Raw genomic sequence first — 26,238 nt, 5'->3', positions numbered from 1 at the left:
TGTAGCTATTAAACTTTTAAAATAATCGCTTAACTTTACAAAAAAAAAGGAATGTGTATAAATGGAAAATAAATTTGCCGAGAGAGCTCGTTTAGTAAAATCTTCTGAGACAAGAGAAATCCTAAAAGTTACAGAAAGACCAGAAATCATCTCTTTTGCAGGAGGACTGCCAGCTCCAGAGTTGTTTCCTATGGAAGCACTTAAGGATGCTTGTAATGCTGTACTAAATGAAGAAGGTACGGGTTCCTTTCAATATAGTACGACCGAAGGATATATTCCTTTAAGAGAAGCAATTTGCCAAAGAATGAAAGTTATTGGGATTGACTCAACTATTGACAATGTTCTTATTACATCAGGATCGCAGCAAGCAATCGACCTTACTGGAAGATTATTTATTAATGAGAGAGATACTATTATTTGTGAAAGCCCAACCTATCTTGCAGCAATTAATGTATTCAAGTCATATAATGCAAAATTTGTCGAAGTAGCAATGGATAATGAAGGAATGGTGATGGAAGATCTAGAGAAAAAGCTGCAAGAGCATCCTAATACAAAATTTATCTATACGATTCCAGATTTCCAAAACCCTACAGGTCGCACATTAAAACTCGAAAGACGAAAAAAAATGATTGAGCTTGCTAATCAATTTGATGTGCTGATTGTAGAGGATAATCCATATGGAGCGGTAAGATTTGCTGGTGAGGAACTCCCGCCTGTGAAATATTTTGACACAGAGAGTAGAGTGATTTATATAAGCACTTTCTCTAAGATTTTTACTCCCGGTCTTCGTCTTGGCTGGATTTGCACAGACAAATCTTTCATTGATAAGTACGTTACTTTTAAGCAAATAGCTGACTTGCATACTGATGGTTTTGCTCAGAGAATTACAGCAAAGTATATGAAACTATACAATATTGAGGAGCACATTGATAAAATCAAAGCTGTTTATAAAGAAAGATGCACAGCTATGTTATCTTGTATTGAAGAATTTTTCCCAAAGAATTTGTCTTACAGTAAGCCAGAAGGTGGATTATTTATTTGGGTTGAGCTCCCTGAGGACGTTGATTCAACTCATATATTTGCAGAGTGCTTGAAAAACAATGTTGCTTGTGTTCCTGGTGTACCATTTTTTCCAAATGGTACAACAAAAAATACATTACGTTTAAATTACTCAAATATGTCTATAGATAATATCATTGAAGGAATGAAGCGTATGGGAGAAGTACTACATCGTGAATTAGATAAAGAAATCACACTTACATGATTCAAACTTCATTCAACTTTACATGGAGAGGTGGGCATTCCAGCCTCTCTCAAGGCACTGCTAAGACTTGATTTGAAAGTGTGGAAAAAAGGTTTAAATAGATTAATTACTAGAATGGTGGGATAGAGAATGTTACACAAAGGTTTCTTCTTGAATTGAAAATTAAATCCCTAAATTTACATGCCCAACGGCATATTTCTTCTTTAATCCTTTACTTCAATCCAAACTGATGGGCAACAAATTACACAAATCGCTGAATTAGTTGCAAAGCATAATCCGGAAACAAACATCACGCCGGAATGTCCACCGATCTTTATTCAACACGGATGGGATGATGAAAACATACCTCGCCTGCGATAACAAAGGTCATATTGGGCAGTAAGAGAAAACACCCAAGTGAATAATTAACACTTGGGTCGTGATTCTTACCAATTTTGTTCTTACTGAACCGGTTTAACAGCTTGAAATATTTTATTAATGAGGTTTCCAGCATCGTCGGCCTCGATTGTAGTTAATTGAATGCGGCAGAACGGTCTTACTCTACATTCTAAACACCTGCTAAAGCAGTCTACTATACAAACATCTACATCAGTTTGATAATGCAGGCGAAGAAGGTCTATGACTTTGTCAGCGTCGGTTACTTGAATGTTTCTCTCACAAAACTTAGCCACTCTCATGCTGGTTTTTCCTCAGTATGAATAAAACTTCTATTCCTGATCGTAATGGGTAAATTGGATATCCAAAGTACGAAGGTAGGTTTGTAGACCCGCATCCTGGATTGGGATAATGTATGCGGGTTCTCCTGATTCATTGTGATGGGAGTGCCACAGCCCTGGAGGGGTAACGAAAGCTTTTCCGGTTACCCAGTCAATCCGAATCGGATCAATGATTTGTTTTGTATGAGGGTCTATCTTATCCCCAACCAATGTATATGTCCCAGGTGCAGCATAGGCAACAAAGTCAAGTGCAACTGATTTATGACTATGAGGAGCTTGGCTTGCGCCTGCAGGAACAATACCAAACATAGCCCAAAAAACATGTGTAATCGTTAAAGTTTGTTCGAAATTTTGATTATTTAACAAAATGGAGATGCGGTTTTTTAAATGTGCGTCTGGTGCATTAGCTACCTCATCTAATTTTGCTTTTGCCCGTTCTGCTGTATAAAGTGTCGGCTTAAAACGTGCTTCCGTCGCTTTAACACCTAGGTAGTTAAGAAGCGGGGTGTCCAAAATGTAGTAGATGGTTGAATCCTCCACCGCGATATGACTGCTGACTGATCCGGCTGGAATGGTTAAGAAGTCACCTTTTTTCCAGCTGATTGTTTTACCATTTACTTCGGTAGTGCCAACCCCGGAAATAATATAATATAATTCACTAGTTGCGTTTGGTTGTGTATCAATCGAATCTCCTGCATTAATTCGGATAAAATGAGCAAGAAGGGAGGGGCTCGTTGCCGGATAGTTGGTTCTTAGTTCGCTTGATAAATCGAGTGATATAATCCGAGTTTCTCCTGAGTTATATAGTTCAGGTGCAAATTCTTTAGACGGGATAGGACTAGTAATCCCACTGCCAATTGGATCAGCAGCAGTTGTATATTCGTAAAAAAGGGCATCCTCGGTCCAGTTTTCTCTTAGAGTCCGAATATATAATTCCTCTGTTTGTACATTCTTTGACATATGTAAACCTCCTGTTCTATGAGTACTACTTTTTTGTTCTTATCATTTAGTTTGTAATAGTTCAGTTATAATGGTTTCTTTTCCTGCATGAATTAAATCTGGATCTTATTGATAGAAAAGAAACCATTCATACCTGCCATCTTCCGCTAAGACTATTTTGGCAGCCAGCTGCTCATATAGTCCTCAACTTCCAGCTGGTGGGCATCCTTTACAATATAGAGTGGACGGAAGGTGTCAATCATGACTGCAAGTTCGCGTGTCTCTTTTTTACCAATACTTTCTTCGATTTTGCCCGGATGAGGACCATGTGGCAATCCGCACGGATGAAGGGTAATGGAACCTTCCTCAACACCGCGCCGGCTCATAAAGTCACCGTCCACATAATAGAGTACTTCATCGCTGTCCACATTGCTGTGTACATAAGGTGCCGGAATCGCCTCTGGATGATAGTCATATAAACGCGGCACAAATGAACAAATAACAAAATTGTGCGCTTCAAAAGTTTGATGGACGGGTGGCGGCTGATGAACACGGCCTGTTATGGGTTCAAAATCATGGATACTAAATGCATAAGGATATAGATACCCATCCCATCCAACTGCATCGAGCGGATGGAAATCAAACGTATAGGAAGTAATCATTCCTTGTGCCCGGACCCGAATCTCAAATTCTCCTTTCTCATTTTTTGGCTCTAATCTATCTGGCGTGCGGATATCGCGCTCACAGAATGGAGAATGTTCGAGAAGTTGGCCAAATTCATTCCGATAGCGCTTAGGAGAAACAATGGATGAATTTGATTCGACAATTAAAAAGCGTGCTTCCTCTGATTCCAAAACAACACGATAGGTAGTACCAATAGGTATCACTAGGTAATCGCCGGGCCCAAAGCGTAACTCCCCAAAAATACTTTCAATTTTACCGGTTCCTTCGTGGACAAATAACATTTCATCGCCCTCGCCATTACGATAAAAATATTCCATCTGGCGATTTGGGCGTGCCACGCCAAGTGCGAGATCATCGTTTGCCATGAAAATTTTGCGTGCGGAGAGAAAATCACCGCCAACTTCTGTATTCCAAGAACGAAAATGACGATGCCTTAAAGGTCCTTTTTCTTCAAATTCATAACGAACATCACAAATTTTTTCGGCTTTTTTTACTTGTGTCGGCTGATTAATATGATAAATAAGTGATTGAATGCTAGAAAAGCCTTTCGTGCCCATTAATTGTTCATAATAGAGACTTCCGTCTTCCTGACGAAATTGAGTATGTCGTTTATGGGGGATGCGGCCCATTTTTACATAATATGCCATAGTCTAAACTCCTTTTGTTTTTATATTTTTTATTTCAAATTTTTACGGCAGCTTCATTGCCTGTTACATTGGTTTCTGAATGTGCAGGTAGTATCTGGCCGGATACTTCACCAAAACCTATTCGATATCCATCTCCTTGGCACCAGCCGCTAATTGTCAAGGTATCACCGTCTTCAATCCAGCTGCGTTCACCGCCTCCGTTTAGCTGAACAGGTTGTGTACCACGCCATGAAAGTTCCAGCATGCTGCCCCGTTCTTCACGATGAGGACCGCTGATTGTTCCGGATGCCTGCATGTCACCAGGGCGAATGTTGCATCCTGTAATGGTATGATGGGCTACCTGTTGGGCAATCGACCAATACATATAGTTGAAGTTGGTTTTTGTAATTCTAGTTTCTTTACCTGTATTCTCAGGAGTTAAATAAACTTCTAAATTAATAGTAAATGATCCATTTTTTCCTTGCTGCAGGTAAGGAAGTGGCTCTGGTTCCTGCTTAGGTCCAGCCGTGCGAAAAGGTTCGAGAGCTTCTAATGGTAGAACCCAAGGCGAGATGGAAGTGGCAAAATTTTTCGCAAGGAAGGGACCAAGCGGCTGATACTCCCATGCTTGAATGTCACGTGCACTCCAATCATTCACAAGAACGAGTCCAAAAACATGATCTTCAGCCTGCTGAACGGGAATAGGTTCACCAAGATTATTTCCAGGGCCGATAAACCATCCTATTTCAAGTTCAAAATCAAGCTGTGTACATGGTCCGAATACTGGATAGTCTGAATCCTTTGGTTTTCTTTGACCTAAAGGGCGCCGAACTGGGGTACCGCTTGGAACAATCGAACTAGCTCGTCCATGATAGCCAATGGGCAAGTGTGTCCAATTTGGCATGAGTGCGTTATCCTTACCCCTAAACATTGTGCCTACATTGGTCGCATGTTCTTTTGAAGCATAGAAATCGGTATAATCACCAATCTCTGCAGGAAGGAGCATGGTTACATCTTCCATTCGATGAAATGCTTGAACACGAAAATTGTTATCATCACGTAAAATCGAAGTATTTTCATCTAAGAGATATTGAAGTTTAGACCTTACGGAAGACCATACTGAACGGCCGAGTGCCATAAATGGATTTAGAGAAGGAGAGGAAAAAATATTTTTTCCTTCCACACCTGTACCATCTAATAAGCCGGCTTGTTCAATTAAGGATAAATCAAGAACATAATCGCCAATTGCTGTTCCGACACGAGGACGTTGCCCGGTTACTTTGAATATGCCATACGGTAAATTTTGAATCGGGAAATGTGATTCCGGTTTTGTTTCGATAAAAGATTTTTTCATCTGACTAACTCCTTCTGAAATAATGCAAGCTCTCCTAGTTCTTCTCGCGGCTCATCAAAACTGCAGCTTCCGTATGAAAGAGCAAAAATAGTACGTGCCGTATTAATCTCTTTAGAAGTGACGGCTAAATTCCGCCAGCTGAGTTCGTTTGTTGTAAAGGTAAAATGCTCTGGGTTATCATCAAGTAATATCGCTTCAATCTTTTCTTCTGTAATGGAGTGGCCATAGGCCATAATCGATGCCGTAAAAACGTTAACGAATCCATGCATGAAGGTCTCAATTTCTTGCCGGTATTGGCGAATCGGGTGGTGGAGACCAGCTGTAAATTTCAATGAAAGTCCTAGTTTTTTACATTCATAGATGACGTACGCTGCGGTTTTCGTAGATGGAAAAGAATTTGCTATAATTCCTCCCATACGAAATTTAATCCCAATAGGTCGTGAAGAGCCTTGAATCAGCATCTTGATTCTATCTAATGAGGATTGTAATTGTTCCATTGTTCCAGCTATTTCACAATAAATTCGATATCCCGCTAATAATTTATCAAGCTTTTCGTAGATTCCAGAATTCATTTGAAAGGATGGAGGGACTTCAATACCCTCTATCCTTCCTGCCGTTTGGTAGGTTTCCGAAAAAAGCTTAACGGCATCCAAATCTGTTTGTAACTCTTCAGATTTTGAAAGAATGATGGACAGTCGAAGGGGATAATGTTCATTAAATAAATCTCTAAATGGTTCTAGTTCCCACAGCCGAGAAGCCGGAATAACAAACGGCCCAAGCATCCAGCTATCCTCTTGATGTATATAAGAATGATAGTTTAAGACAGCTTCTTGTAGAGGAAGAGCTGCAGGCGGGAATATCCCTGCATAATCAATCAGTTCTGTCATAAAATGACTAACGGAATCCTCTTTCCAATATGACTTTACTTTTGTTAACAATTCACCATGCACCTCCTATGAAAGGGGGTCATGCCTGATAGGAACTGGCATGACCGAAATCTATTAAATATTCCCTCGAAGTTCCTGCTCTCGTTCAATTGACTCAAAAAGCGCTTTAAAGTTTCCATCACCAAAACCAAGTGCACCTTTCCGTTGAATAATTTCGATAAAAAGTGTTGGCCGGTCAACAAGTGGTTTGGTAAAGATTTGGAGCAGATATCCTTCATCATCTCGATCAACAAGAATATTAAGTTCCTGCAGCCTTTTCACATCTTCATCAATTTCCCCTACACGGTTGGCGAGGTCTGCATAATAGGTGTCAGGTGTAAACAGTAATTCAACTCCGTTTTCTCTAAGTGATGCAACAGTGCCAATGATATCGTTGGTTAAAAGAGCAAGATGCTGGACACCTGGTCCATTATAGTAATCTAGGTATTCTTGAATCTGAGATTTTCGTTTTCCTTCCGCAGGCTCATTAATTGGGAATTTAATACGTCCCGTTCCATTCATCATTACTTTAGACATGAGCGCAGAATATTCAGTAGAAATATCTTCATCATCAAAATGTTTAAGAACGTTAAACCCGAATACTTTTTCATAATAATTTACCCATTCTTCCATAACCTCTACGTTACCAACAAGGTGGTCAACACCAATTAAACCTGTAGGCTTTGTACCATAAATGTCCTCACGCGCTTCAAAACCTGGCATAAACACACCCTTATAATCGATAGGTTCGACCAGCGTATGAATAGTATCGCCATATGTACCAAGGATCGCCTTTTTCACTTTGCCATTTTCATCTTCTTCCACCCACGGTTCCCGAATTGCGATACCACCGCGTTCAATTGCACCTGCATACGTTTTTTCTAAGTCCTTTACAAGAAGGGCGATATCTTTTACACCTTCACCGTGAGTTTTAATGAATGTTGCAATATCAGTCTGATCTGATAACGTACCAGTTAAAATTAAGCGAATGGCACCTTGCTCCAAAACATAGGAAACACGATCACGGCAGCCTGTTTCCAATCCACGATAAGCTACAAGCTTGAAACCAAAAGCTTTTGCATAATAATAAGCAGACTGTTTTGCGTTTCCTGTATAAATTTCTACGTAATGAACATTTTTGACCGGAAATACTTCTTCTTTTTTTGCTTTCGGTTTTGCCATCATTTTTTCAACCATTTGTATCGCTCCTTCAAGTGTTTTATCAATAACAAACAGAATTTTCAAAATTCACTGTCTGTAATGTCACACATCATAATACATAAAAAAAGTGTGAGCAAACCTAGGATTTAACGCGGTTTTTCTGTTAAGCATTAATATTTTAATGCGTTAAAGCTAGTGTGCGTTGAGGCGCAATCTTGCGGATTTTTTAAAATTCCTCATAAAATATGGGAAATGAATTAAAGGGAGTGGTACATGTGAGCATTAATGTAAAATTTTGTCCTTGTAATTTCGAAGATGAACTCGAAGTAACTAAAGAAAAATTAAGGGATCGTGGTGATTTGGAGGTGATCGAAGAAAGATGCCTGTTGTATTGCGGACAATGTTTAATGGAACCATTCGCGCTGGTAAATGGAAAAAATATTGTCACTGACAAACCTGATAAACTCTATGAAAAAATTAATGTGTATGTTAGTGAACTGAAGCAAGGAGTGGTAATAAAATAAATAGTATTTTACGATTCAAAGACCATGCCAGACAAATAGGATACCCCATCAGAACGAGTGAATTTATGGTAAAATACAGGTGAAGCCCTACGAAAAAGGATTTGTAGGGCATTCTTTTATTTTGAAGGAGTATTCTGATGACGGCATTGATTGGGAAAAAGTTCGAAGATGGTGTATTAATTTTGGCTGATAAAAGAATTACCTATAGGGGAACTGAAAAATTTAGTGATGATGAAAAGAAAATCATTGTGTTAAATCATAAGGTAATCTTTGCTTTTGCTGGTGTCAAAAATATAATAGATTTGCCTCTTGAGGAACTTAAAACATTCGCAAGGAAAACGAATTCCCTTGAAAAAATAGAAGCCCATGCAAAAAAAATATTTTTTGATTCTTTGAATGTATTCAAAAAATTAAATCCAGAACAGGACTTTGCAACGGTTTATATTTTGGCTGGTTTTGCGGCGGATGGCTTCCCTCGTGTAACCTATTTCTCTTCTGATGACGACTTCCAAAAAGGAAATTTGCTTGAATTTTTTTATAAAACTTTCCCAAATAGTGAAATGGAATCTTTAAGGAACTTTTTGATCAATGAAGTAGATAGCAGGAAAAAAAGTATAAAATACTACATTCGAAAATTTTCCTTGGCAATACGCCGGATTAACCACGCAAAAGTAGGTAAGAACACTTATGCAATCTTTTTATCTAGGAAAGCTATACTTAAAATTGACATCAATGAGCAGGGGAAATTTCATATCGTGTCAATAAATCCTAATTAACTAGGATTCTTAACTTTAATGCAGTAAAGCAAAACCGCATTAACGCAAGGATGCTTTGAAGCGAAAGTTTGCAGTATCTAAAAAATGATAATAATATTTAGAAAAATCAGAAATGATTTTTATTTTTTCTTGCGTTAACACTATTATCACAGTAGAATTAGGGGGAATGATAGGATAAATCAATGATTAAATTACTATGAGGAAATGTATGCGAAGAAGAGGATTGTATTTTCTTGTATACATTATCTGAAAATTAAGACTACAGGTGGGATTTAGTTGAAATCAAAAATCAATCAGTCTAAAACTCTTCAAAATCACGTTTATGAATATTTACACGAAAAGATTGTAAACGGATTCATACCTCCTGGACAACGAATTGTTGAAGAAAAAGTTGCTCAGGAAACAGGGGTCAGCAGAAGTCCTATTCGAGAAGCTATACGCCGGTTAAATAGTGATGGATTAGTATCGGTCAGTCCAAGAGGTGGAGTAAGAGTTTATCGACCAACGTTTTCAGATTTCAAATATCTTTATGAATGCCGGTTAGGTCTAGAACCAACTGCTGCTTATTATGCCGCTTTACGAATGAATGAGAAGCAGCGTAATCATTTAAAAAATGTAGTGGAAGAAATGAACTTAATGGTGGAAAAGAAAGATCTTGAAAAATTAAAGTATTTTAGTACACAGTTTCACTTTTTTATTGTTGAAGCAAGTGAAAACCCTTACTTAATGAAAATGATGAAACAGTTATATTCGCTCATGTCTTTCTATCGAAATGCGGTATTAAATATTCCAATGAGGTTAGAGGATGGTGCTAAGGAACACCAAGCAGTATGGGAGGCCATTCAAACAGGAAATGGAAAAGCTGCAGAGGAGTTAATGAGGGCACATATTCAACGTGATTTCCAATTTTATAGTTCTATATATTCAGATAGGCAGAGTGAAGATAGCAATACATTAAAAAATTCTGTGAAAAATGTTTGAATGGAGGTTCTAAGGTGATTTTTCCTGAAAGAATACAAATACGAGATGTTTCGTTAAGAGATGGTTTACAAAATGAACCTGTGTTTGTAGAAACTAATCAAAAGATTGATAAAATGAAAGATTTAATAGATGCAGGGTTCAGACGTCTTGAAGTGACATCTTTTGTCCATCCTAAGTGGGTTCCTGCTATGCAGGATGCCGATTTTGTAGGACAAAATTTACCTGAAGTTCAAGGGGTTGAATATGAAGCGCTAGTACCGAATCAACGGGGGTTAGATCGATTTCTAAAGTCAAAAATACACAATGCGGTTTTTTTCCTTTCTGCAAGTGCAAAGCATAATCAGGCAAATTTAAATAAGAGTATCGATGAATCTCTAGCAGAAATAAAAGGTCTGGTTGAACAATCCAGAAGGGAAGGAAGAAAGGCGATTGGTGCAATTGCAACTGCATTTGTATGTCCTTTTGGCGGGGTTGTCCCTTACTTTGAGGTAGAGAGAATTGCAGAGAACCTTGTTAGTCTAGGCGTTGATGAATTAGGACTTGGAGATACAATCGGTAAAGCCACTCCGAGACAAGTATATGAATACTGCAGCCGTTTAGCTGAGAAATTCCCCGATATCCCAATTGGACTTCACTTGCATGATACATATGGATTCGGCTTAGCAAATGTAATGGCTGGTATACAGGCTGGTATTCATTTAGTGGATGTAGCTCAAGCCGGACTGGGAGGATGTCCATATGCTCCTGGCTCACCAGGGAATGTTCAGGCAAGCACTGTCGCAGAATTTTTAGAACTGCAGAATATTAAGACGGGACTGAATCTGGAACGGTTAAAGCAATTGGACTGCTCATTCCCTCAATTGTTAAGGGATGCAGAGGCTTTAACAAAAACTATACAAGGGTAGTATGCGGAAGTATAAATGGATCTAATAAAAACTGCATACATTGTCTGAATATTATAATAATTTTACTTTTTAGGAAAATCAGGGTGATAAATAAAGAGGAGGAGATCTCTTGAGAAAACCATTAGACGGAATAAAAGTTTTAGAATTAGGAAACTTTGTGGCAGCACCCTTTGCTGGTAAGATTTTTGGGGAATTTGGTGCTGAAGTGATAAAAGTAGAGGATCCAAAAAGTGGTGATTCAATAAGGAATTGGCGTGTCATGCATAAGGGTACCTCATTATGGTGGTATGTTCACGCAAGAAATAAAAAATCCGTTACCCTTAACCTTCGTGAAGCAGAAGGTCAGGAAATGGTCCGGGAATTAGCAAAAGATGCCGATGTAGTGATTGAAAATTTTCGCCCTGGAACGTTAGAAAAGTGGGGTATTGGGTATGAAGATTTAAAGAAAATAAATCCAAGTATCATTATGACCCGCATTTCTGGTTATGGTCAAACCGGTCCTTACCGTGACAAAGTAGGTTTCGGCAGTGTTGCTGAGTCAATGGGTGGTCTTAGATATTTAACAGGATTTCCTGATCGGCCGCCAGTTCGTGTTGGATTGGCGATTGGGGATTCGATAGCAGGTCTATATGCTGTTAATGGAACGTTAATGGCATTGAGAGCAAGAGATATGGATCCATTGAAAAGGGGACAATATGTTGATGTTGCTCTTACGGAAGCAGTCTTCTCTTTGCTTGAGGGGGTACTGCCGGAATATGATTTAAAAGGGATTGTAAGAGAGAGAACAGGTGCTACGTTGGAAGGTATTGCTCCATCTAATACGTATCTTTGTGCAGATGGTAAATATATTGTCATTGCCGCTAATAGTGATGGCATTTTCAATCGATTTATGAATGCTATTGGCCGGACTGACTTGGCTGAAGACCCCAATCTTACAAATAATCAGGGTAGAGCGAAACAAGCAGAACAATTGGATCTAGTCATTGAGGAGTGGACAAAACTTCATACACAAAAAGAAGTACAAAGAATCCTTGATGAAGCAGGTGTGCCAGTAGGACCTATTTATAGTATCGAAGATATAGTTAATGATGAACAGTTCAAGGCGCGGGATATGCTTCAAAGTGTTACCCTGCCTGATGGTGAAGAGGTTCTGGTTCCCGGTGTTGTCCCAAAATTATCGGAAACACCCGGCAGTATAGAGTGGATTGGTCCTGAACTCGGACAACATAACGAAGAAATCATAGCTAAAATCTTTGTAAGCAAAAATAATCCGGTTTTTTAGAGGATTATATGGCAGTGATCATTCAAGTCACCAATGCTACCGCAACCTAAAACGAACATTGGGGAGGAAGAAGTATATGTTGTCTATTTTAGGGTTTTTGATGATTTTTACCTTTTTATTTTTGATTTTGACTAAGCGCGTATCTCCGTTTTTAGGTCTAACCGTTGTACCGATTATTTATGGGTTAATTGGAGGATTTGGGTCGGAACTAGGGAATTTGATGATGGAAGGAATCCAGAATGTAGCACCTACTGCTATCCTGCTATTATTTGCCATTTTGTATTTTGGAATCATGTTAGACACTGGATTGTTTGATCCATTAACTTCAAAAATCATCCAGTTGGCAAAAGGGGATCCATTAAAAATAATTGTAGGAACGGCTGTGTTAGCAGGAATCATCGGATTTGATGGTGATGGTTCTACCACGATGATGATTGTTGTAACCGCCTTTCTTCCACTATATAAAAAACTTGGAATTAGTCCCATTATTTTAGCTTCGATAACAATCATGCAAATTGGGATCACTACACTAGTTCCATGGGGAGGTCCTGCAGGCAGGGTAGCGAGTGTTCTAAAACTGGAGCCAAATCAATTATATCTTGGAATGTTACCAGGAATGATTGTAAGTTTACTGTTCGTTATTGCTGCCGCTTATTTCATCGGGTTGAAAGAACGTGCCAGAGTAAGAATGACAAACAGTGAATCCGTTTCTATATCTGAAGCGGGAATTATCGATGCTGCAATTGAAAACGCTGTTATCGAAAACATCGCACCTGGTAGTCTAAATGTTAAACGTCCTAAATTAATTTGGTTTAACCTTTTACTATCAAGCTTAATTATGGTTGCCATAGTTCTAGAATGGCTCCCGCCAGCTACTGTTTTTATCCTAGGTACGGCTCTTGCCTTACTAGTTAATTACCCGGCTCTTCATCATCAGCGTGAACGAATGACAGCGCATGCACCTAATGCCCTAGCTGTAGTAATCGTGGTACTGGCTGCAGGGATTTTTTCTGGAATTTTTAAAGGAACTCCTATTTCTGAGTCTATGGCCCAATCGTTGGTATCCATTATCCCTGATGGACTGGGTGTTTATATGGCATTATTTACAGCTATTGTGAGTGGTCCAGCCCTTTTCTTAATTGGTGCGGATGGGTTTTACTTTGGCATTCTGCCAATCTTGGCTGAAACAGCTTCTAATTACGGAATTGATGCGTTAAAGATTGGAACTGCTTCATTATATGGGACTCCATTTGGGATTATGGGCCCGCTCGTAGCCTCTGTTTATCTACTAATCAACATAACAGGGATTAATTTAGGCGATCTCCACAAGCACGCATCAAAATGGTCTATAGGAATTATGCTTATCTATATTATTGTAGGTGTGATTACGGGAATCATTGCATTATGGTGATGGGAAATCCTACAAAGGGTAAGGGGGTTAGAAAATATGCTTTATAAATATAAGGGAATCTGCCCAGATGTACATTCAAGTTCTTATATCGCTCCAGGAGCGCAGTTGATTGGAAACATTGAACTTAAGGAAGATACTTCTGTTTGGTTTAATGCAGTTTTAAGGGGTGATAATGAAAAAATTACGATAGGAAAAGGCTCTAATATTCAGGATGGTGCCATTGTCCATGTAGATCCAGGCTATCCAGTCCATGTTGGGGAATATGTCACCATTGGACATAACGTGGTTTTGCATGGATGTACAGTAAAAGATGAAGCATTAATTGGGATGGGTGCAACCATTTTAAATGGTGCCGTTATTGGAGAAGGGGCCTTAGTGGCAGCTGGTGCACTTGTTCCGGAAGGTAAAATGATTGCACCTGGTGTTTTAGTGGCTGGAGTTCCGGCAAAGGTGATTCGAGCACTTACTCAAGAACAGACAGAGCGTTCAAAACAAGGTGCGTTACAATATGTCCAAAACGGTGCAAATTTTCGAGATGAGAACATTGTAGAGTTGGAAAATACTTTAAATCATAACTTACGATAAAATGGAATACGGAAGATTCTTAACCATTGGCTTGTCTTGATGCTGGAAGCGGGGAAGATCCGTGGGAGGATTCCCCCTTCTATCAATAAAAATGAGAATGATCATCTTAGTCTCTATTATTATAAATTAAATTATGATTATTAACGAAACCAGTGGAGGCAGTTTCATGTATATAAAAAAATTACCCCAGGAACCCATTGTTCAGTTATTTAATGCAATCCTTTCGTTACAAACAGAGGAAGAGTGTGCGGCATTTTTTGATGACTTATGTACAATGAATGAAATAAAGTCTTTTGTACAAAGGCTTGAAGTTGCAAGATTACTAAAAGAAGGCAATACATATATAGATATTCAAATAGAAACGAATGCCTCATCAGCTACGATTACAAGAGTGAAGAAGCTATTAGATTATGGCAGTAATGGATATCAATCTGTTTTAGAACGTATAGAAACTTAAGATGAACCAGAAGGAATTTTATCCTTTATGGTTAACAAAATAGCAGTGCGATTTCAGTTATGAAATCCACTGCTGTTATATTTGTTTTGCAATCATAGATAACCCATATGAAAATACAATTTATGGACTCTCATGGTAAAATAAATTTTTTTTATGGTTTTCTTTAAATTTTTTTGGAGTCTCTCCGGTCATTTTTTTAAAAAGAAGCGTAAAGTAATTTGGATTATCATAACCCATAATTCTTGCTATTTCCCCGATTTTTAACTCCGTCGATACGAGCAAGTTCTTTGCCTCTCCAATTCTTCGATTAATTAAGTAATTAATCGGTGAGATTTGCATTTGTTCCTTGAATACATGAGATAAGTAGTATTTATTAATATATAATGCATCAGCTATGTCCTCTAGCTTAATGTTTTTTTTATAATTTTTATCAATAAATTCTTTTATTCGATAGGCAAGTGTATTGGATTCTTCAAAGGATTCACTCTTAACATTTTGCAACGTGATAGCCCGATGTATTAAAGCGATGGATGATGTTAGTAAGCTTTGGCATATGATTTCATATCCATCCGCTTTAAGAGAGGACTCTTCAAATATCTGAGAAAAGTACATTCCAATTAGATCAGAATATTGGTTTTTTCGAATGACGGGCTCCAATTCTAAAGGGATGATATAAAGTTCCTTTAATTGATCAATCGCTAATTTGGATATCCCGCAAAAGAATGTGACAAGCGGGTTGTCTGGATTCGAATATTCTTCATGAATGTTCCCTGCGTTATAGATAAGAATATCCCCTTTTTGTGCAGTATACCTCTTTTGATTAATAATAAAGGTTCCTTCCCCTTCGCAAATATAAATAATTTCACTTAAATCATCATGCTTGTGGCTTGGAAAATTCCAATTGGGATTCCCGCCTACCTGCCCTGCGTAGGCGAGTACGGGCGGCTTTTTAAATGTTAAGGGTTTAGGTATATACTCCTTATCGATTAAACGATCCATAATCATCCTCCAAATGTTTACTACTTTGCTAAGATAATATCCTAATAACAAGATAGTATAGTTTTATATGATGGAATAGCAACATACTATAGTTTTTTCATTCTTACTGCCTTGAGGAATGAATTTCCTGTTTTTATTAGTTTATAACAAAATATTCATAAAAAAAATGGAAATCATTAGATAATTCGTCTTGCTATTCTTTTAATAACTGGAAATATCTGTAATAATTATTCCCTTAAAGGTAATGAAAGCCAGCTAAATAATAGTGAATAGCAAGATAGTATAGTTTTAATGTCTTTTCAGCACGATAGTTTATTGTTTAAACACTATGGTGATAGTAGTATCTTAAATAATCAGATTACTCGAAAAAGTAAAACATCTGAGAATGGAATGGGTAAAAAGGGGGTAATGGTGTAGGTGGATAAAAAGAACCTGTTCGCATTAGAAATGAGAGATATTACGAAGTCATTCCCAGGCGTAAAGGCCCTAGATGGTGTTTCTTTCAAGGTGAAAAAAGGCAGCGTTCATGCGCTTATGGGAGAAAACGGGGCCGGAAAATCTACCCTAATGAAAATACTTGCTGGAATTTATAAACCGAATCAGGGTGAGCTTTTTCTAAAGGGGAAGAAAGTTGAGTTTAACAATCCTCGCGAGGCATTAAAGTATGGAATCAGCATGATTCATCAGGAGTTAAGCTTTATTTCGGAGCTAACGGTTGCGGATAATATCTTTCTTGGAAGAGAACCTTGCTATGGGAAGTCTAGGGTGATGAACAAGAAGGAACAAAGAAAAAGAGTTCTTGAGCTTTTTCACCAATATAGGATTGATTTGAATCCAGATAAAAAAATGGCAGCTCTTTCCGTATCAGATAGACAAATGGTGGAAATTGTGAAAGCGATTTCGAATCATGCAGATATTATCGTGATGGATGAACCAACGTCAGCCATTACGGATAGAGAAGTCGAAAAACTGTTTGAAATGATTAATAAGTTAACATCCCAAGGAAAATCGATTATTTATATTTCTCACAAAATGGACGAAATTTTTAAAATCGCGGATGAAATTACTATTTTACGAGATGGATGTTTTGTAGATAGTAAACAAGCAGCAGATTTAAATCAGGACATGCTTATTTCACTAATGGTAGGCAGAGAATTAAAGAATGTTTATCAGACAAAAACAGCGAAAAGTGAAAGCGTCTTCATTGAGGTTAAAAATCTTACACGAAAAGGTAGCTTTGAAAATATCACGTTTACTGTCCATAAAGGAGAAGTAATGGGAATAGCAGGCCTCGTAGGCGCAGGACGGACAGAAGTGGTTGAAAGTATTTTTGGGATACACCCGCCACATAGTGGAGAAATATATATCAATCGAAAAAAAGTGGTCCATAAACACCCCAAACATGCGATTAACAATGGAATTGCATTGGTAACAGAAGATCGAAAACAAACAGGTTTACATTTAACAGGATCGGTGAGAGATAATATCAGTTTAGTTAATTTACGGAACTATTCATTCTTAAAGAATATAATTTCTCAAAAGAATGAAAACCGTGTGGTAGATGAACAAATTCAAGCATTAAAAATAAAAACGCCCCACCGGAACATGCTAGTCAAGAATCTTAGCGGAGGGAATCAGCAAAAAATTGTTATCGCTAAATGGCTATTGAACAACCCGGATATTTTAATTTTAGATGAACCGACTAGGGGAATTGACATAGGTGCTAAGGCAGAAATCTATAAAATTATTACTGATTTTACAAGCAGTGGTAAGTCAGTCATTGTTATTTCCTCAGAGATGCCGGAACTATTTGGAACCTGTGACCGGATTGTTGTCATGAGCGAAGGGAGATTAACAGGTGAGTTTACTCGAAAGGAGTTTGATCAAGAGAAAATCATGGCGTGTTGTGCAGGAATGAAGAAAGGAGAAAAATCTAAATGAATCCTCAAAAAGAAGAAGCAGCAAAACTTAGTGTAATGGAAATAGTAAATTCCCAATCAGTCATAAAGAAGGTAAATTTCGGAAAGATTCTGGCGAAATATGGTATTTATATTGCTTTTGCCACCTTATTTATTGTTTTATCCATCTCATCTGAATCGTTTTTAACCGCCACCAATATGATCAATATTTTGCGGCAGGTATCCATCATCGGTATTGTGGCGATTGGGATGTCCTTTGTGGTAATTACTGGAGGAATTGATCTTTCTGTCGGCTCAATTATGGCACTATCAGCTGTTGTTGCTGCAAGTTTTGCCCAAGCTGAAAGCAGCTATTCTATTATTATACCAATCATTGCCGGGATTACAGTCGGTTTAGCTTGCGGATTGATTAATGGTGCTTTAGTTGCAAAATGGAAGGTCGCACCCTTTATTGCGACATTAGGAATGATGACCGCAGCAAGAGGACTTGCAATGGTATATACGGATGGACGTCCCGTGATAGGACTTAGTAATACGTATAACAACATTGGGAGCGGATACATCTTGGGTCTTCCTATTCCTGTTATCGCATTTATTGTGATTGTCCTCATTGGGGTATTCCTACTTAATTATACGGTATATGGAAGGCATGTATTAGCGACTGGCGGCAACGAACAGTCTGCTAAACTATCAGGAATTAACGTTACTTCCGTCAAAATTGGAGTGTATGCGATTGCAGGACTGTTGGCCGGGATCGGAGGGATGATTCTCTCATCTCGAATCATGTCAGGATCCCCGGTACTAGGTCAGGGATATGAACTTGATGCCATTGCAGCAGTCGTTATTGGAGGAACAAGTCTTTTTGGCGGAGTAGGCAGCATTATTGGAACTGTCGTCGGGGTATTGATTATTGGAGTAATGAATAATGGTCTTGACTTACTGAATGTCTCCTCCTATTACCAACAAATTTTAAAAGGAGCAATCATCGTTATAGCCGTTCTTCTTGATAAAAAGAATCACCATTAAAAATATAATAAGTCGATAGGAGTGTGTATATGAAAAAAGTAAAGGTAGTAGCTGCAGCATTATTATTGATGATTACCATTTTGGCTGGTTGTAGCAGTAACGGAGAGGAAAAAGCAAATGGAACAGAGGATGGCAAAATAAAAATAGGTGTTTTATATCAAAATCTACAGAATGAATATATTGTTGGTTTACAAGATTCAATTAGAAAATATGCGAAATCCTCAGGTGTTGAATTAATAGAATCAGATGGGGAAGGTAAGGCAGAGAATCAAATTAGCCAAGTAGAAAATCTAATTAATCAACAAGTGGATGCCATCATATTAAACCCGGCCGACAAGGATGGCAGTGCCTCTGTAGTGGAACAGGCTGCAGCAGCAAATATTCCGATTATTACTGTACTTGCCGTAGTTTCGAATGAAGAAAAAGTAACAGCGCATGTTGGATCGGATGATGTAGAAGCTGGAATAATCGAAATGAAACATGTAGCAGAATTGTTAGAAGGAAAAGGAACCATTGGTATTATTCATGGTCCGAATGGGAATTCAGCAGAGGTTAATAGAACAGAAGGAAATAAGTCTGTCTTAAAAGATTTTCCTGAGATAAAAGTGGGTGCAGAGCAAACAGCAAATTGGTCCCGTGAAGAAGCGCTTGCCTTAACGGAAAACTGGCTGCAATCGCAGAAACTGGATGCCATTGTGGCACAAAATGATGAAATGGCACTAGGAGCTGTTAAAGCCTTAAGTGCTGCAGGAAAATTAAAGGAAACCATTGTCATCGGAATCGATGCGATTCCAGATGCGCTGAATTCGATTGAAGCAGGAGAATTATCGGCTACTGTATTCCAAGATGTAGATGCGCAAGGAAAAATGGCAGTTGAGATCGCGTTTAAAGCGGCAAAAGGAGAGAAAGTAGTAAAGGATAACATGATTCCATTCCAATTAGTAACAAAAGAAAATCTTGGCCAATTTAAAAAGTAAACCATTCTGTGTCTTTAAAAAGAAGGAGGAATATAACATGAATGCAGAAAAAAAGCTAAATAATATCCTTGAAATCGAAACCCCATTAAATGAACGGGTAAATAACGAACCGTTGAAAGTGTTAAGTGAGGAAGATTGGAAGTTTTGGAAGGAAAATGGTTATGTAATCATACGGAATGCGATTCCACAAGATCATATTGATCGACTAGTAAAATTAATCTGGGAATTTGAAGAAAAAGACCCTCATGATTCATCGACCTGGTATGCGAAGCCAGGCCGAGAAATGGTCATGAAAGAATTAATGAACACGGGAATGGTGGAGTTATATAACCATCAGTATTTATGGGATAATCGCATGTATGAAAAAATTTATAATGCGTTTGTAGATATTTGGGGAACAGAAAAACTATGGGTTAGTATTGATCGATGCAATTTAAACCTCCCAATGAAACCAGGCTATGAATATAAAGGATTCATTCACTGGGATGTTGATACTTCTTTAGATCCGATTCCTGTTAATGTCCAAGGGGTTTTATCGTTAGTGGATACAGATATTGATATGGGAGGATTCCAGTGTATTCCGGAACTTTACAGAACGTTTGATGAATGGGTGAAAACCCAGCCCGCTGATCGAGACCCGCATAAACCGGATACAACGGGCTTTACACCAACAAAGGTGGTAACGAAAGCAGGGGATCTGCTAATTTTCAATAGTATGCAGCCACATGGAATTCGTCCAAATTACTCTGAAAAAGCACGATTGGCACAATATATTTCCATGTTTCCAGCACAAGAAAATAATCAGGAATTAAGAGAGGCGAGAATCCAATCTTGGAAGGAAAGAATTAAGCCTGAGGGATATGCATTCCCAGGAGATCCGCGAAATTGGGAACAAGTGAAATATGAAAGAGCCCAGCTTACTGAATTAGGTGAAAAATTATTAGGCTTGAAAAAGTGGTAAAACGTTAATAAATTTCTAACTGGTTAGGAGGGGATTGTATATGAATGATGTGTGTATTTGTTGTGGAAGTCAGTTAGCCAAAATGGAAAGAAATCGATCCGTTTGTTGGGAATGCAGTGATAAAAGTCATGAAAGTTATAAAGAAGTGAATGAAAGTAATTGATTGCATATTAACAGTTAAATAGGTGTTCTAAAAGAAGGATGTCTTATTTGGGTATGTTACCTAGTAGGCATTCTTTTTTTATATTTAATAGCAATATATTATAGATTGTTGAAAAGTGTATCACTATGTTGTTTATTTTGTTTTCAACATGATTGCTTACAAAAAAATACTACAAAATAGCAATATAGTATATTTTTTTATTCATTTAAGCAGGATAGTTTATAGTTTTAACATGGTGAAAATATTATATTTAAATTGTTAGATTATTGAAAAATAAAACCATCTTAACCTTGATCGGAGGAGTTTTTTATGGCAAACACAAAAGTAAACAATATTCTTGAGATTGATATTCCTTTAAATGAACGTCCTAACAATGAACCATTACGCGTGTTAACGGAGGAAGAATTTACATTTTGGAAAGAAAACGGTTATGTCGTCGTTCGGAATGTGGTTCCAAAAGAAAATATTGAACGAACGGTTAATCTCATTTGGGAGTTTGAAGAAAAAGACCCGAATGATCCTTCAACATGGTACAGAGAACCGCTTCGTGACCATATAATGCCAGAACTTCGTAATGCCGGAATGGTAGAGTTATATAATCACCAATACTTCTGGGACAATCGTTCCTATCAAAAAGTATACGATGCGTTTGTAGATATATGGGGCACCGATAAGCTTTGGACTAGTATTGACAGATGTAATATGAGCTTCCCCAATAAGCCAAGGACATTTGAATTCGAAGGATTCATCCACTGGGATGGTGATACTTCATTAGATCCGCTTCCAGTGAATGTTCAGGGAATTCTTTTCTTAACAGATACTGATGTAGAAAATGGCGGATTGAATGTCATTCCTGAGTTATTTAGAGATTTTCCGGAGTGGGTTAAGACTCAACCAGCCAATAGAGATCCTTATCATCCAGATTACACAAGGTATACACCAACACCCGTAACGTTAAAAGCTGGAGACTTATTAATTTTTCATGTCATGCAGCCACATGGTTTACGTAAAAACCTTTCCAATACGCCTAATATTCATCAATATATTTCCATGTTTCCTGCACAGGAACACAATGAAGAACTAAGACAATGGAGAATCAAACAATGGAGTGAAAGAGTCATTCCAGAAGGGATTGCATTCCTAGGGGATCCTCGTAATTGGGAGCAAGAAAAATATGAACGAGCCGAACTCACTGAATTAGGTGAGAAATTGTTGGGCATCAAAAAGTGGTAGTGTATGATCATGAAAACAAAAGATAAGTGAGGGAATCTGGATGATAACAGTCTGTAAAAACCATATTAAAGAAGGGGTCATAGTATTAAATGTACCCCATATACAGAAATTACCTCAAAAATATTGGGAACATATCTGTATTTTCTGCGATGAACCAGCTCGCTTTAAATTGTTTTATAGCGTACCGATTATCGAGAAGAATTTACTAAAATATAAAAATAAATATAGGGCTTCTTAAATAATCAAATGAGCCAAGTATAAATGAAGGTAAGACACACACGTAGATTTAATTAAGTCCATTTAGAAAAAATATAACACTCACGAATGTTGTCATTTCAGCATTTGTGAGTGTTTTTTGTTTTTTTGAAGAAAGGCTGAAATCGCGAATTAACATGATGGGCAAAAAAGAATTATCAGGGGAAATTAAGTACTTCGATTGCAAAGGTGTTTGATTTAACATTAGACGCAAAAGGGCTGGCATGCCCCATGCCAATTGTTAAAACAAAAAAGGCAATGAATGAAATAAAAAGTGGTCATTTTTCATGTAACGAACCATCCAATTCACAAGGATTTTTGCCAACCACTTGGTGACGTTTCATCTTAATACCCGTGAGTTTTTCTTCGACGGCATTAATTGGGGAATGGAGGAAGGTGTCGTTACATCAATGAGCTTCTAGGGGACAATATTCTTCATAATAGGATAGGTGGTGGTGCCTCCTCCTGTTTATGATGCATTGATTTTTAGGGTTGACAAAAGTGCCTTGTTTGCAAGGAATTATATCCAACTATGACTGAACATAATTTTGTTGAAGTTATTGGAAGGTGTCAGACACTTATCTATTTGAGAAAATTTTGTTATATTAAGATAAATAAAAGGGTTTTCACAATAGTAGTGCTCTAAAAAGGGGAATAAGGATGAAGGGATTTGTTCAAGGGTTATATAGATTAGGTGAATTTAGTTGGCATCTGGTAATTTTAAATATAAAAGTCAAGGTACCTTTAAAAAATATATATGATTTGGAAGCAACGGTGCAGGAATATGAAGTTTAAACGTTTCTTTAGATTTCGCCATTTGAAAAATCAATTGTTATTCCAGAATGCTGTAAGTATCAGTCTAATAATTGGGTTGACTGCAATTATTACTTATACGCTTGCTATAAAAATCCAGATTAATGAAGCAATTAGATATAATACTGTGATGGTCATGCAAATTAGTAAAAGTATAGATAATATGGTGGAATCCTTTAATCGTGTGATGGATGGTGTAACTTTCAACAATGATGTACAAAGGATATTGCCAGATGCATACGAAAATAGTAAAGAAAAAAATCTCTTAAATAAAAACTTATTATCCAAAATAACAGATGAAACTATCATGTTCAATGAAGTCGATCTTGTCTATCTTTATGACACTGAAGGATTAAGAGTGAATTTAAGAAGAAGTGTCAATAACAATAACTATGAATTTTTTAATACATTACGTCCCGAGATTTATGATTCAGGTGGAAAAGTCACTTGGAGTGTTGAGAAGTCTGTGATTACAGCTAATCGGATGATTTACGATATACACTCTTATAAAATGAAAGTCATTGGTTATTTAACAATGTCTATGGATAAAGCATATTTAAAGGAGCGGATTCAGAAATTTGATCCAACTGAAGAAAGACATATTATTATACTGGATAAAGAAAATAATGTCGTTATATCTAATTCAAATGATAAGGAATTAAGTGCCGTTACATCATGGCTTTCAAATTCAACTAAACAATTAGCTAATTCTGATACATTAATAGAAATCCCGGATTCAGGGAGAATGATTATAAACAATTATCAATCTGAATTAACAGGGTGGAAAATCATTTCTTTAATAAGTTTGAATGAGATTTCGGAAGGACCTGCACTTATTGGTAAGACAGTCTTCTTAATTGGAATAGTAGCGATCATTATTGGTATCATTATCATTTGGATTAGCACAAATTATATTGTCAGACCATTAACCAAATTAAGTTTGGTGATGGATGAGGTTGAAAAAGATAACTTCAATGTTCAACTCCAAATCGACCGTTCGGATGAGCTTGGAAGAGTTGGCGAAAGCTTTAATCGAATGATGAATAAAATTAACAACTTGATTTCGGACATCTATCAGAAGGATATAAATGAAAAAGACGCGCAGCTAAGAGCACTTCGCGCCCAGATAAATCCACATTTTCTTTATAATACCCTGGATACAATCAATTGGATGGCACAATTCGGGAAATCAGATGAAGTTAGTAAAATGACAACCTCATTAAGTAGACTGTTGAAAAAGAGTATAACTAATAACGGGGAGTTCATTAGACTCGAAGAAGAGATTAATTATATTGATGATTATATGACGATTCAAAAAATTAGGTTTCAAGACAGAATTCATTATTCTGTCAACGTTGATCCAGAGGCTAAAAATTGTTTAGTTCCAAAACTGATTCTGCAGCCAATCGTTGAAAATGCCATGATTCATGGAATAGAAAAGAAAATTGGAAACGGATATTTATTTATCAATGGGAAAATTAAAAATAACAAATTACACATTGAAGTTTTAGATAATGGAGTAGGTATGGATGAAAATACAGTCGCCTCTCTTTCTGAGGGTAGATATCTAAGTCTTGATGACAACAGAGGAACAGGAAATGGGATATTAAATGTTCAAAACCGGATTCAATTATTATTTGGTGATGATAATGGTTTAAAGATTGAAAGTAATATTAACGTCGGAACCTCGTTTGAGCTGACTTTACCTATAAGAAGGGAGGGAGCCTGATGTTGAAAGTACTTATTATAGACGATGAACCATTTATTAGTAAAGGGTTATCTGAAAAAATCGATTGGCCAGCCCTTGGTTGCGAAATTTGTGGAATAGCGTCGAATGGTTACGAAGGAAAAAAACTAATTAATAAACTTAAGCCAGATATCGTAGTGTCTGATATTGTTATGCCTGGTCATACAGGCCTAGAATTGGCGGAGTTCGTTCATCAAAATCATAAAGATATTCTAATGATTCTTTTGTCAGGTTATGATGAGTTTACATTTGCCAAAGAAGCCTTTAAATATGGCGTTTTTGATTATTTACTGAAACCAACAGTCGTAGACGAAGTAATGGTTGTGATTAAAAATGCAGTAAATACCATAGAACAAAAAAGATATAAAGAGAAAAACTATGAATACTTGGAAAATGCTCTTCAAGAGAGTATACCCATTATAGAACAATCATTATTATATGAAATGACAGTTAAGGGGATAGTACCGACACAAAATATAAACCAAAGCATCAATCTTACACCTGGAAAAGGTGCTGTGATAACAATAGAGATGTATAGTGATACGCAAAATAGATTATCCTTTGATTCTGTTACAAAATCCATCAAGGACTTATTACTAACAAAAAATAAGGAAGTAAGATTTGTAACGCATGATCAACAACTTTTGGTAATACCTTCATTCTCACTATTAATGCCAGATAAAGTGGTAGAAACACGATTAAAAGATATTGCTGAAAATATATTGGGTTATTTTTCCTTTGAGGATCGCACCCATGTTTCAATTGGTATTGGAGGAATGTTTACTTCTATCAACACCTTACACTCCTCTTACTTACAATCTATCACAGCACTATCACGGAGTTATTTTGTTGGGAAAGGAAAAATTCATATTTATTCTGAAACTAGCACCAAACATTATAACAATAATTTCACAGCAAAATCATCGAGCTTTATTGAAAAGTTTGAAGAATGGGAACTTGAGAAGATTCTGCTTGAAATTGAGGCACTTTTCAAGGAGCTAAAATACACATTTGATAGACAGTTAGTATTAAATCTTTGCTTAGAGTTATTAATTAAACTAGGATTAATCGTTGCAAAATGGAATAAAAATTTTTCAATGACCGTTGGATATGAACAACTTGAACGGTGTAAAACCTTTGATCAACTACTTGAATTTATGAAGCAAACCTGTGTGAAGGTAAAAAATCATCTTTACGAAACAATGAATAAAAATAACATAGGTGTAGTTGAGCAGGCAAAACGAATTATTGAACAACATTATGCGAATCCAGATTTAAATGCGCAGTTTATTGCAGAACAACTTGATGTTAGTGTTAGTTATTTAAGCCGGACCTTTAAAAGGGATACCGGGGAAAATGTTAGTAATTTCTTAACAGAAAAACGGATTGAGGTGGCACAAAAGCTTTTATCTACTACTGATTTGAAAGCGAACGAAGTTTCAATAATGGTAGGATTTCTTGATGCAAGATATTTTGGTCAAGTTTTTAAAAAAATTATGAGAACTACTCCTTCTGAATATAAAAAATGCAGATAATCAATAATCCAACAGTCAA

General features: G+C 37.1%; 25 protein-coding genes and 1 pseudogene. 19 read left to right on the top strand and 7 right to left on the bottom strand.

Annotation, left to right across the window (positions count from 1 at the left end):
• Positions 1 to 61 precede the first annotated feature (61 nt).
• The gene (locus ACIQAA_RS15360) at positions 62 to 1,264 is read left to right on the top strand and encodes an aminotransferase-like domain-containing protein (protein WP_402621105.1); all 1,203 of its coding nucleotides are present in this window, start codon (positions 62 to 64) and stop codon (positions 1,262 to 1,264) included.
• 440 nt (positions 1,265 to 1,704) lie between these two features.
• Here ACIQAA_RS15360 and ACIQAA_RS15355 read toward each other — a convergent pair whose 3' ends face one another.
• From ACIQAA_RS15355 to hppD, 6 genes are all read right to left on the bottom strand, one after another.
• Positions 1,705 to 1,941, bottom strand: coding sequence for a DUF1450 domain-containing protein (locus tag ACIQAA_RS15355; protein WP_402621102.1), 237 nt, complete (start codon positions 1,939 to 1,941; stop codon positions 1,705 to 1,707).
• 30 nt (positions 1,942 to 1,971) lie between these two features.
• Positions 1,972 to 2,940 carry a cupin domain-containing protein gene (locus ACIQAA_RS15350; RefSeq protein ID WP_402621099.1) on the bottom strand — a complete coding sequence of 323 codons (969 nt, stop codon included), beginning with the start codon at positions 2,938 to 2,940 and terminating at the stop codon, positions 1,972 to 1,974.
• A gap of 152 nt (positions 2,941 to 3,092) precedes the next feature.
• On the bottom strand, positions 3,093 to 4,250 hold the full coding sequence (locus ACIQAA_RS15345) for a homogentisate 1,2-dioxygenase (protein ID WP_402621097.1): 1,158 nt from the start codon (positions 4,248 to 4,250) through the stop codon (positions 3,093 to 3,095).
• A 34-nt stretch (positions 4,251 to 4,284) separates the two neighbouring features.
• On the bottom strand, positions 4,285 to 5,583 hold the full coding sequence (gene fahA, locus ACIQAA_RS15340; protein ID WP_402621094.1) for a fumarylacetoacetase: 1,299 nt from the start codon (positions 5,581 to 5,583) through the stop codon (positions 4,285 to 4,287).
• Entirely contained in the window at positions 5,580 to 6,521 is a 942-nt protein-coding gene (locus ACIQAA_RS15335; RefSeq protein ID WP_402621091.1) for a hypothetical protein, read from the bottom strand. Before ACIQAA_RS15335 ends, fahA begins: the two co-directional genes overlap by 4 nt.
• Before the next feature lie 63 nt (positions 6,522 to 6,584).
• Complete coding sequence (gene hppD, locus ACIQAA_RS15330) at positions 6,585 to 7,706, bottom strand: 4-hydroxyphenylpyruvate dioxygenase (protein WP_402621088.1); 1,122 nt, start codon at positions 7,704 to 7,706, stop codon at positions 6,585 to 6,587.
• A 239-nt stretch (positions 7,707 to 7,945) separates the two neighbouring features.
• Here hppD and ACIQAA_RS15325 point away from each other — a divergent pair, with 239 nt between their 5' ends.
• The 8 genes from ACIQAA_RS15325 to ACIQAA_RS15290 all read left to right on the top strand — a co-directional run bounded on the left by ACIQAA_RS15325 (position 7,946) and on the right by ACIQAA_RS15290 (position 14,591).
• The gene (locus ACIQAA_RS15325) at positions 7,946 to 8,194 is read left to right on the top strand and encodes a DUF1450 domain-containing protein (RefSeq protein ID WP_402621085.1); all 249 of its coding nucleotides are present in this window, start codon (positions 7,946 to 7,948) and stop codon (positions 8,192 to 8,194) included.
• Positions 8,195 to 8,331: 137 nt separating this feature from the next.
• Positions 8,332 to 8,970: a hypothetical protein gene (locus tag ACIQAA_RS15320; protein ID WP_402621082.1), complete on the top strand. Its 639-nt coding sequence runs from the start codon at positions 8,332 to 8,334 to the stop codon at positions 8,968 to 8,970.
• Between the two features lie 276 nt (positions 8,971 to 9,246).
• Positions 9,247 to 9,951 carry a GntR family transcriptional regulator gene (locus ACIQAA_RS15315; RefSeq protein ID WP_402621080.1) on the top strand — a complete coding sequence of 235 codons (705 nt, stop codon included), beginning with the start codon at positions 9,247 to 9,249 and terminating at the stop codon, positions 9,949 to 9,951.
• A 14-nt stretch (positions 9,952 to 9,965) separates the two neighbouring features.
• Positions 9,966 to 10,856 (top strand): hydroxymethylglutaryl-CoA lyase, encoded by an 891-nt coding sequence (locus tag ACIQAA_RS15310; protein WP_402621077.1) that lies wholly within the window; start codon positions 9,966 to 9,968, stop codon positions 10,854 to 10,856.
• Positions 10,857 to 10,965: 109 nt separating this feature from the next.
• Complete coding sequence (locus ACIQAA_RS15305; RefSeq protein WP_402621075.1) at positions 10,966 to 12,138, top strand: CaiB/BaiF CoA transferase family protein; 1,173 nt, start codon at positions 10,966 to 10,968, stop codon at positions 12,136 to 12,138.
• Between the two features lie 76 nt (positions 12,139 to 12,214).
• On the top strand, positions 12,215 to 13,549 hold the full coding sequence (locus ACIQAA_RS15300; protein ID WP_402621072.1) for a CitMHS family transporter: 1,335 nt from the start codon (positions 12,215 to 12,217) through the stop codon (positions 13,547 to 13,549).
• Between the two features lie 36 nt (positions 13,550 to 13,585).
• A complete protein-coding gene (locus tag ACIQAA_RS15295) occupies positions 13,586 to 14,134 on the top strand; it encodes a gamma carbonic anhydrase family protein (protein ID WP_402621069.1) in 549 nt (182 codons plus the stop codon).
• 166 nt (positions 14,135 to 14,300) lie between these two features.
• Positions 14,301 to 14,591: a YerC/YecD family TrpR-related protein gene (locus ACIQAA_RS15290; protein WP_402621068.1), complete on the top strand. Its 291-nt coding sequence runs from the start codon at positions 14,301 to 14,303 to the stop codon at positions 14,589 to 14,591.
• A 120-nt stretch (positions 14,592 to 14,711) separates the two neighbouring features.
• Here ACIQAA_RS15290 and ACIQAA_RS15285 read toward each other — a convergent pair whose 3' ends face one another.
• Positions 14,712 to 15,590: an AraC family transcriptional regulator gene (locus tag ACIQAA_RS15285; RefSeq protein ID WP_402621065.1), complete on the bottom strand. Its 879-nt coding sequence runs from the start codon at positions 15,588 to 15,590 to the stop codon at positions 14,712 to 14,714.
• Between the two features lie 417 nt (positions 15,591 to 16,007).
• Between ACIQAA_RS15285 and ACIQAA_RS15280 the strand changes: the two genes are divergently transcribed.
• The 10 genes and pseudogenes from ACIQAA_RS15280 (at position 16,008) to ACIQAA_RS15235 (ending at position 26,219) form a co-directional block, all read left to right on the top strand.
• A complete protein-coding gene (locus ACIQAA_RS15280; protein WP_402621062.1) occupies positions 16,008 to 17,531 on the top strand; it encodes a sugar ABC transporter ATP-binding protein in 1,524 nt (507 codons plus the stop codon).
• A 35-nt stretch (positions 17,532 to 17,566) separates the two neighbouring features.
• Entirely contained in the window at positions 17,567 to 18,535 is a 969-nt protein-coding gene (locus ACIQAA_RS15275; RefSeq protein WP_402621581.1) for an ABC transporter permease, read from the top strand.
• A gap of 29 nt (positions 18,536 to 18,564) precedes the next feature.
• Complete coding sequence (locus ACIQAA_RS15270; protein ID WP_402621059.1) at positions 18,565 to 19,512, top strand: sugar ABC transporter substrate-binding protein; 948 nt, start codon at positions 18,565 to 18,567, stop codon at positions 19,510 to 19,512.
• Between the two features lie 37 nt (positions 19,513 to 19,549).
• Positions 19,550 to 20,473 carry a phytanoyl-CoA dioxygenase family protein gene (locus ACIQAA_RS15265; protein ID WP_402621057.1) on the top strand — a complete coding sequence of 308 codons (924 nt, stop codon included), beginning with the start codon at positions 19,550 to 19,552 and terminating at the stop codon, positions 20,471 to 20,473.
• A 40-nt stretch (positions 20,474 to 20,513) separates the two neighbouring features.
• Positions 20,514 to 20,636, top strand: a complete 123-nt coding sequence (locus ACIQAA_RS15260; RefSeq protein WP_402621055.1) for a hypothetical protein — start codon at positions 20,514 to 20,516, stop codon at positions 20,634 to 20,636.
• A 309-nt stretch (positions 20,637 to 20,945) separates the two neighbouring features.
• A complete protein-coding gene (locus ACIQAA_RS15255; protein WP_402621052.1) occupies positions 20,946 to 21,869 on the top strand; it encodes a phytanoyl-CoA dioxygenase family protein in 924 nt (307 codons plus the stop codon).
• Positions 21,870 to 22,313: 444 nt separating this feature from the next.
• Positions 22,314 to 22,403: pseudogene (locus ACIQAA_RS15250) on the top strand (sulfurtransferase TusA family protein); the annotation flags it as partial.
• Positions 22,404 to 22,784: 381 nt separating this feature from the next.
• Complete coding sequence (locus tag ACIQAA_RS15245; RefSeq protein WP_402621049.1) at positions 22,785 to 22,919, top strand: hypothetical protein; 135 nt, start codon at positions 22,785 to 22,787, stop codon at positions 22,917 to 22,919.
• Positions 22,909 to 24,666: a cache domain-containing sensor histidine kinase gene (locus ACIQAA_RS15240; protein ID WP_402621046.1), complete on the top strand. Its 1,758-nt coding sequence runs from the start codon at positions 22,909 to 22,911 to the stop codon at positions 24,664 to 24,666. The genes ACIQAA_RS15245 and ACIQAA_RS15240 overlap by 11 nt, the downstream gene beginning before the upstream one ends.
• Positions 24,666 to 26,219, top strand: coding sequence for a response regulator (locus ACIQAA_RS15235; protein WP_402621043.1), 1,554 nt, complete (start codon positions 24,666 to 24,668; stop codon positions 26,217 to 26,219). Before ACIQAA_RS15240 ends, ACIQAA_RS15235 begins: the two co-directional genes overlap by 1 nt.
• The last annotated feature ends 19 nt before the right edge of the window (positions 26,220 to 26,238 follow it).

The sequence above is a fragment of the Neobacillus sp. NPDC093182 genome (assembly GCF_044754045.1).
Note: the sequence above shows the minus strand (reverse complement) of the source record. Positions and strands in the feature narration are given on the sequence as shown.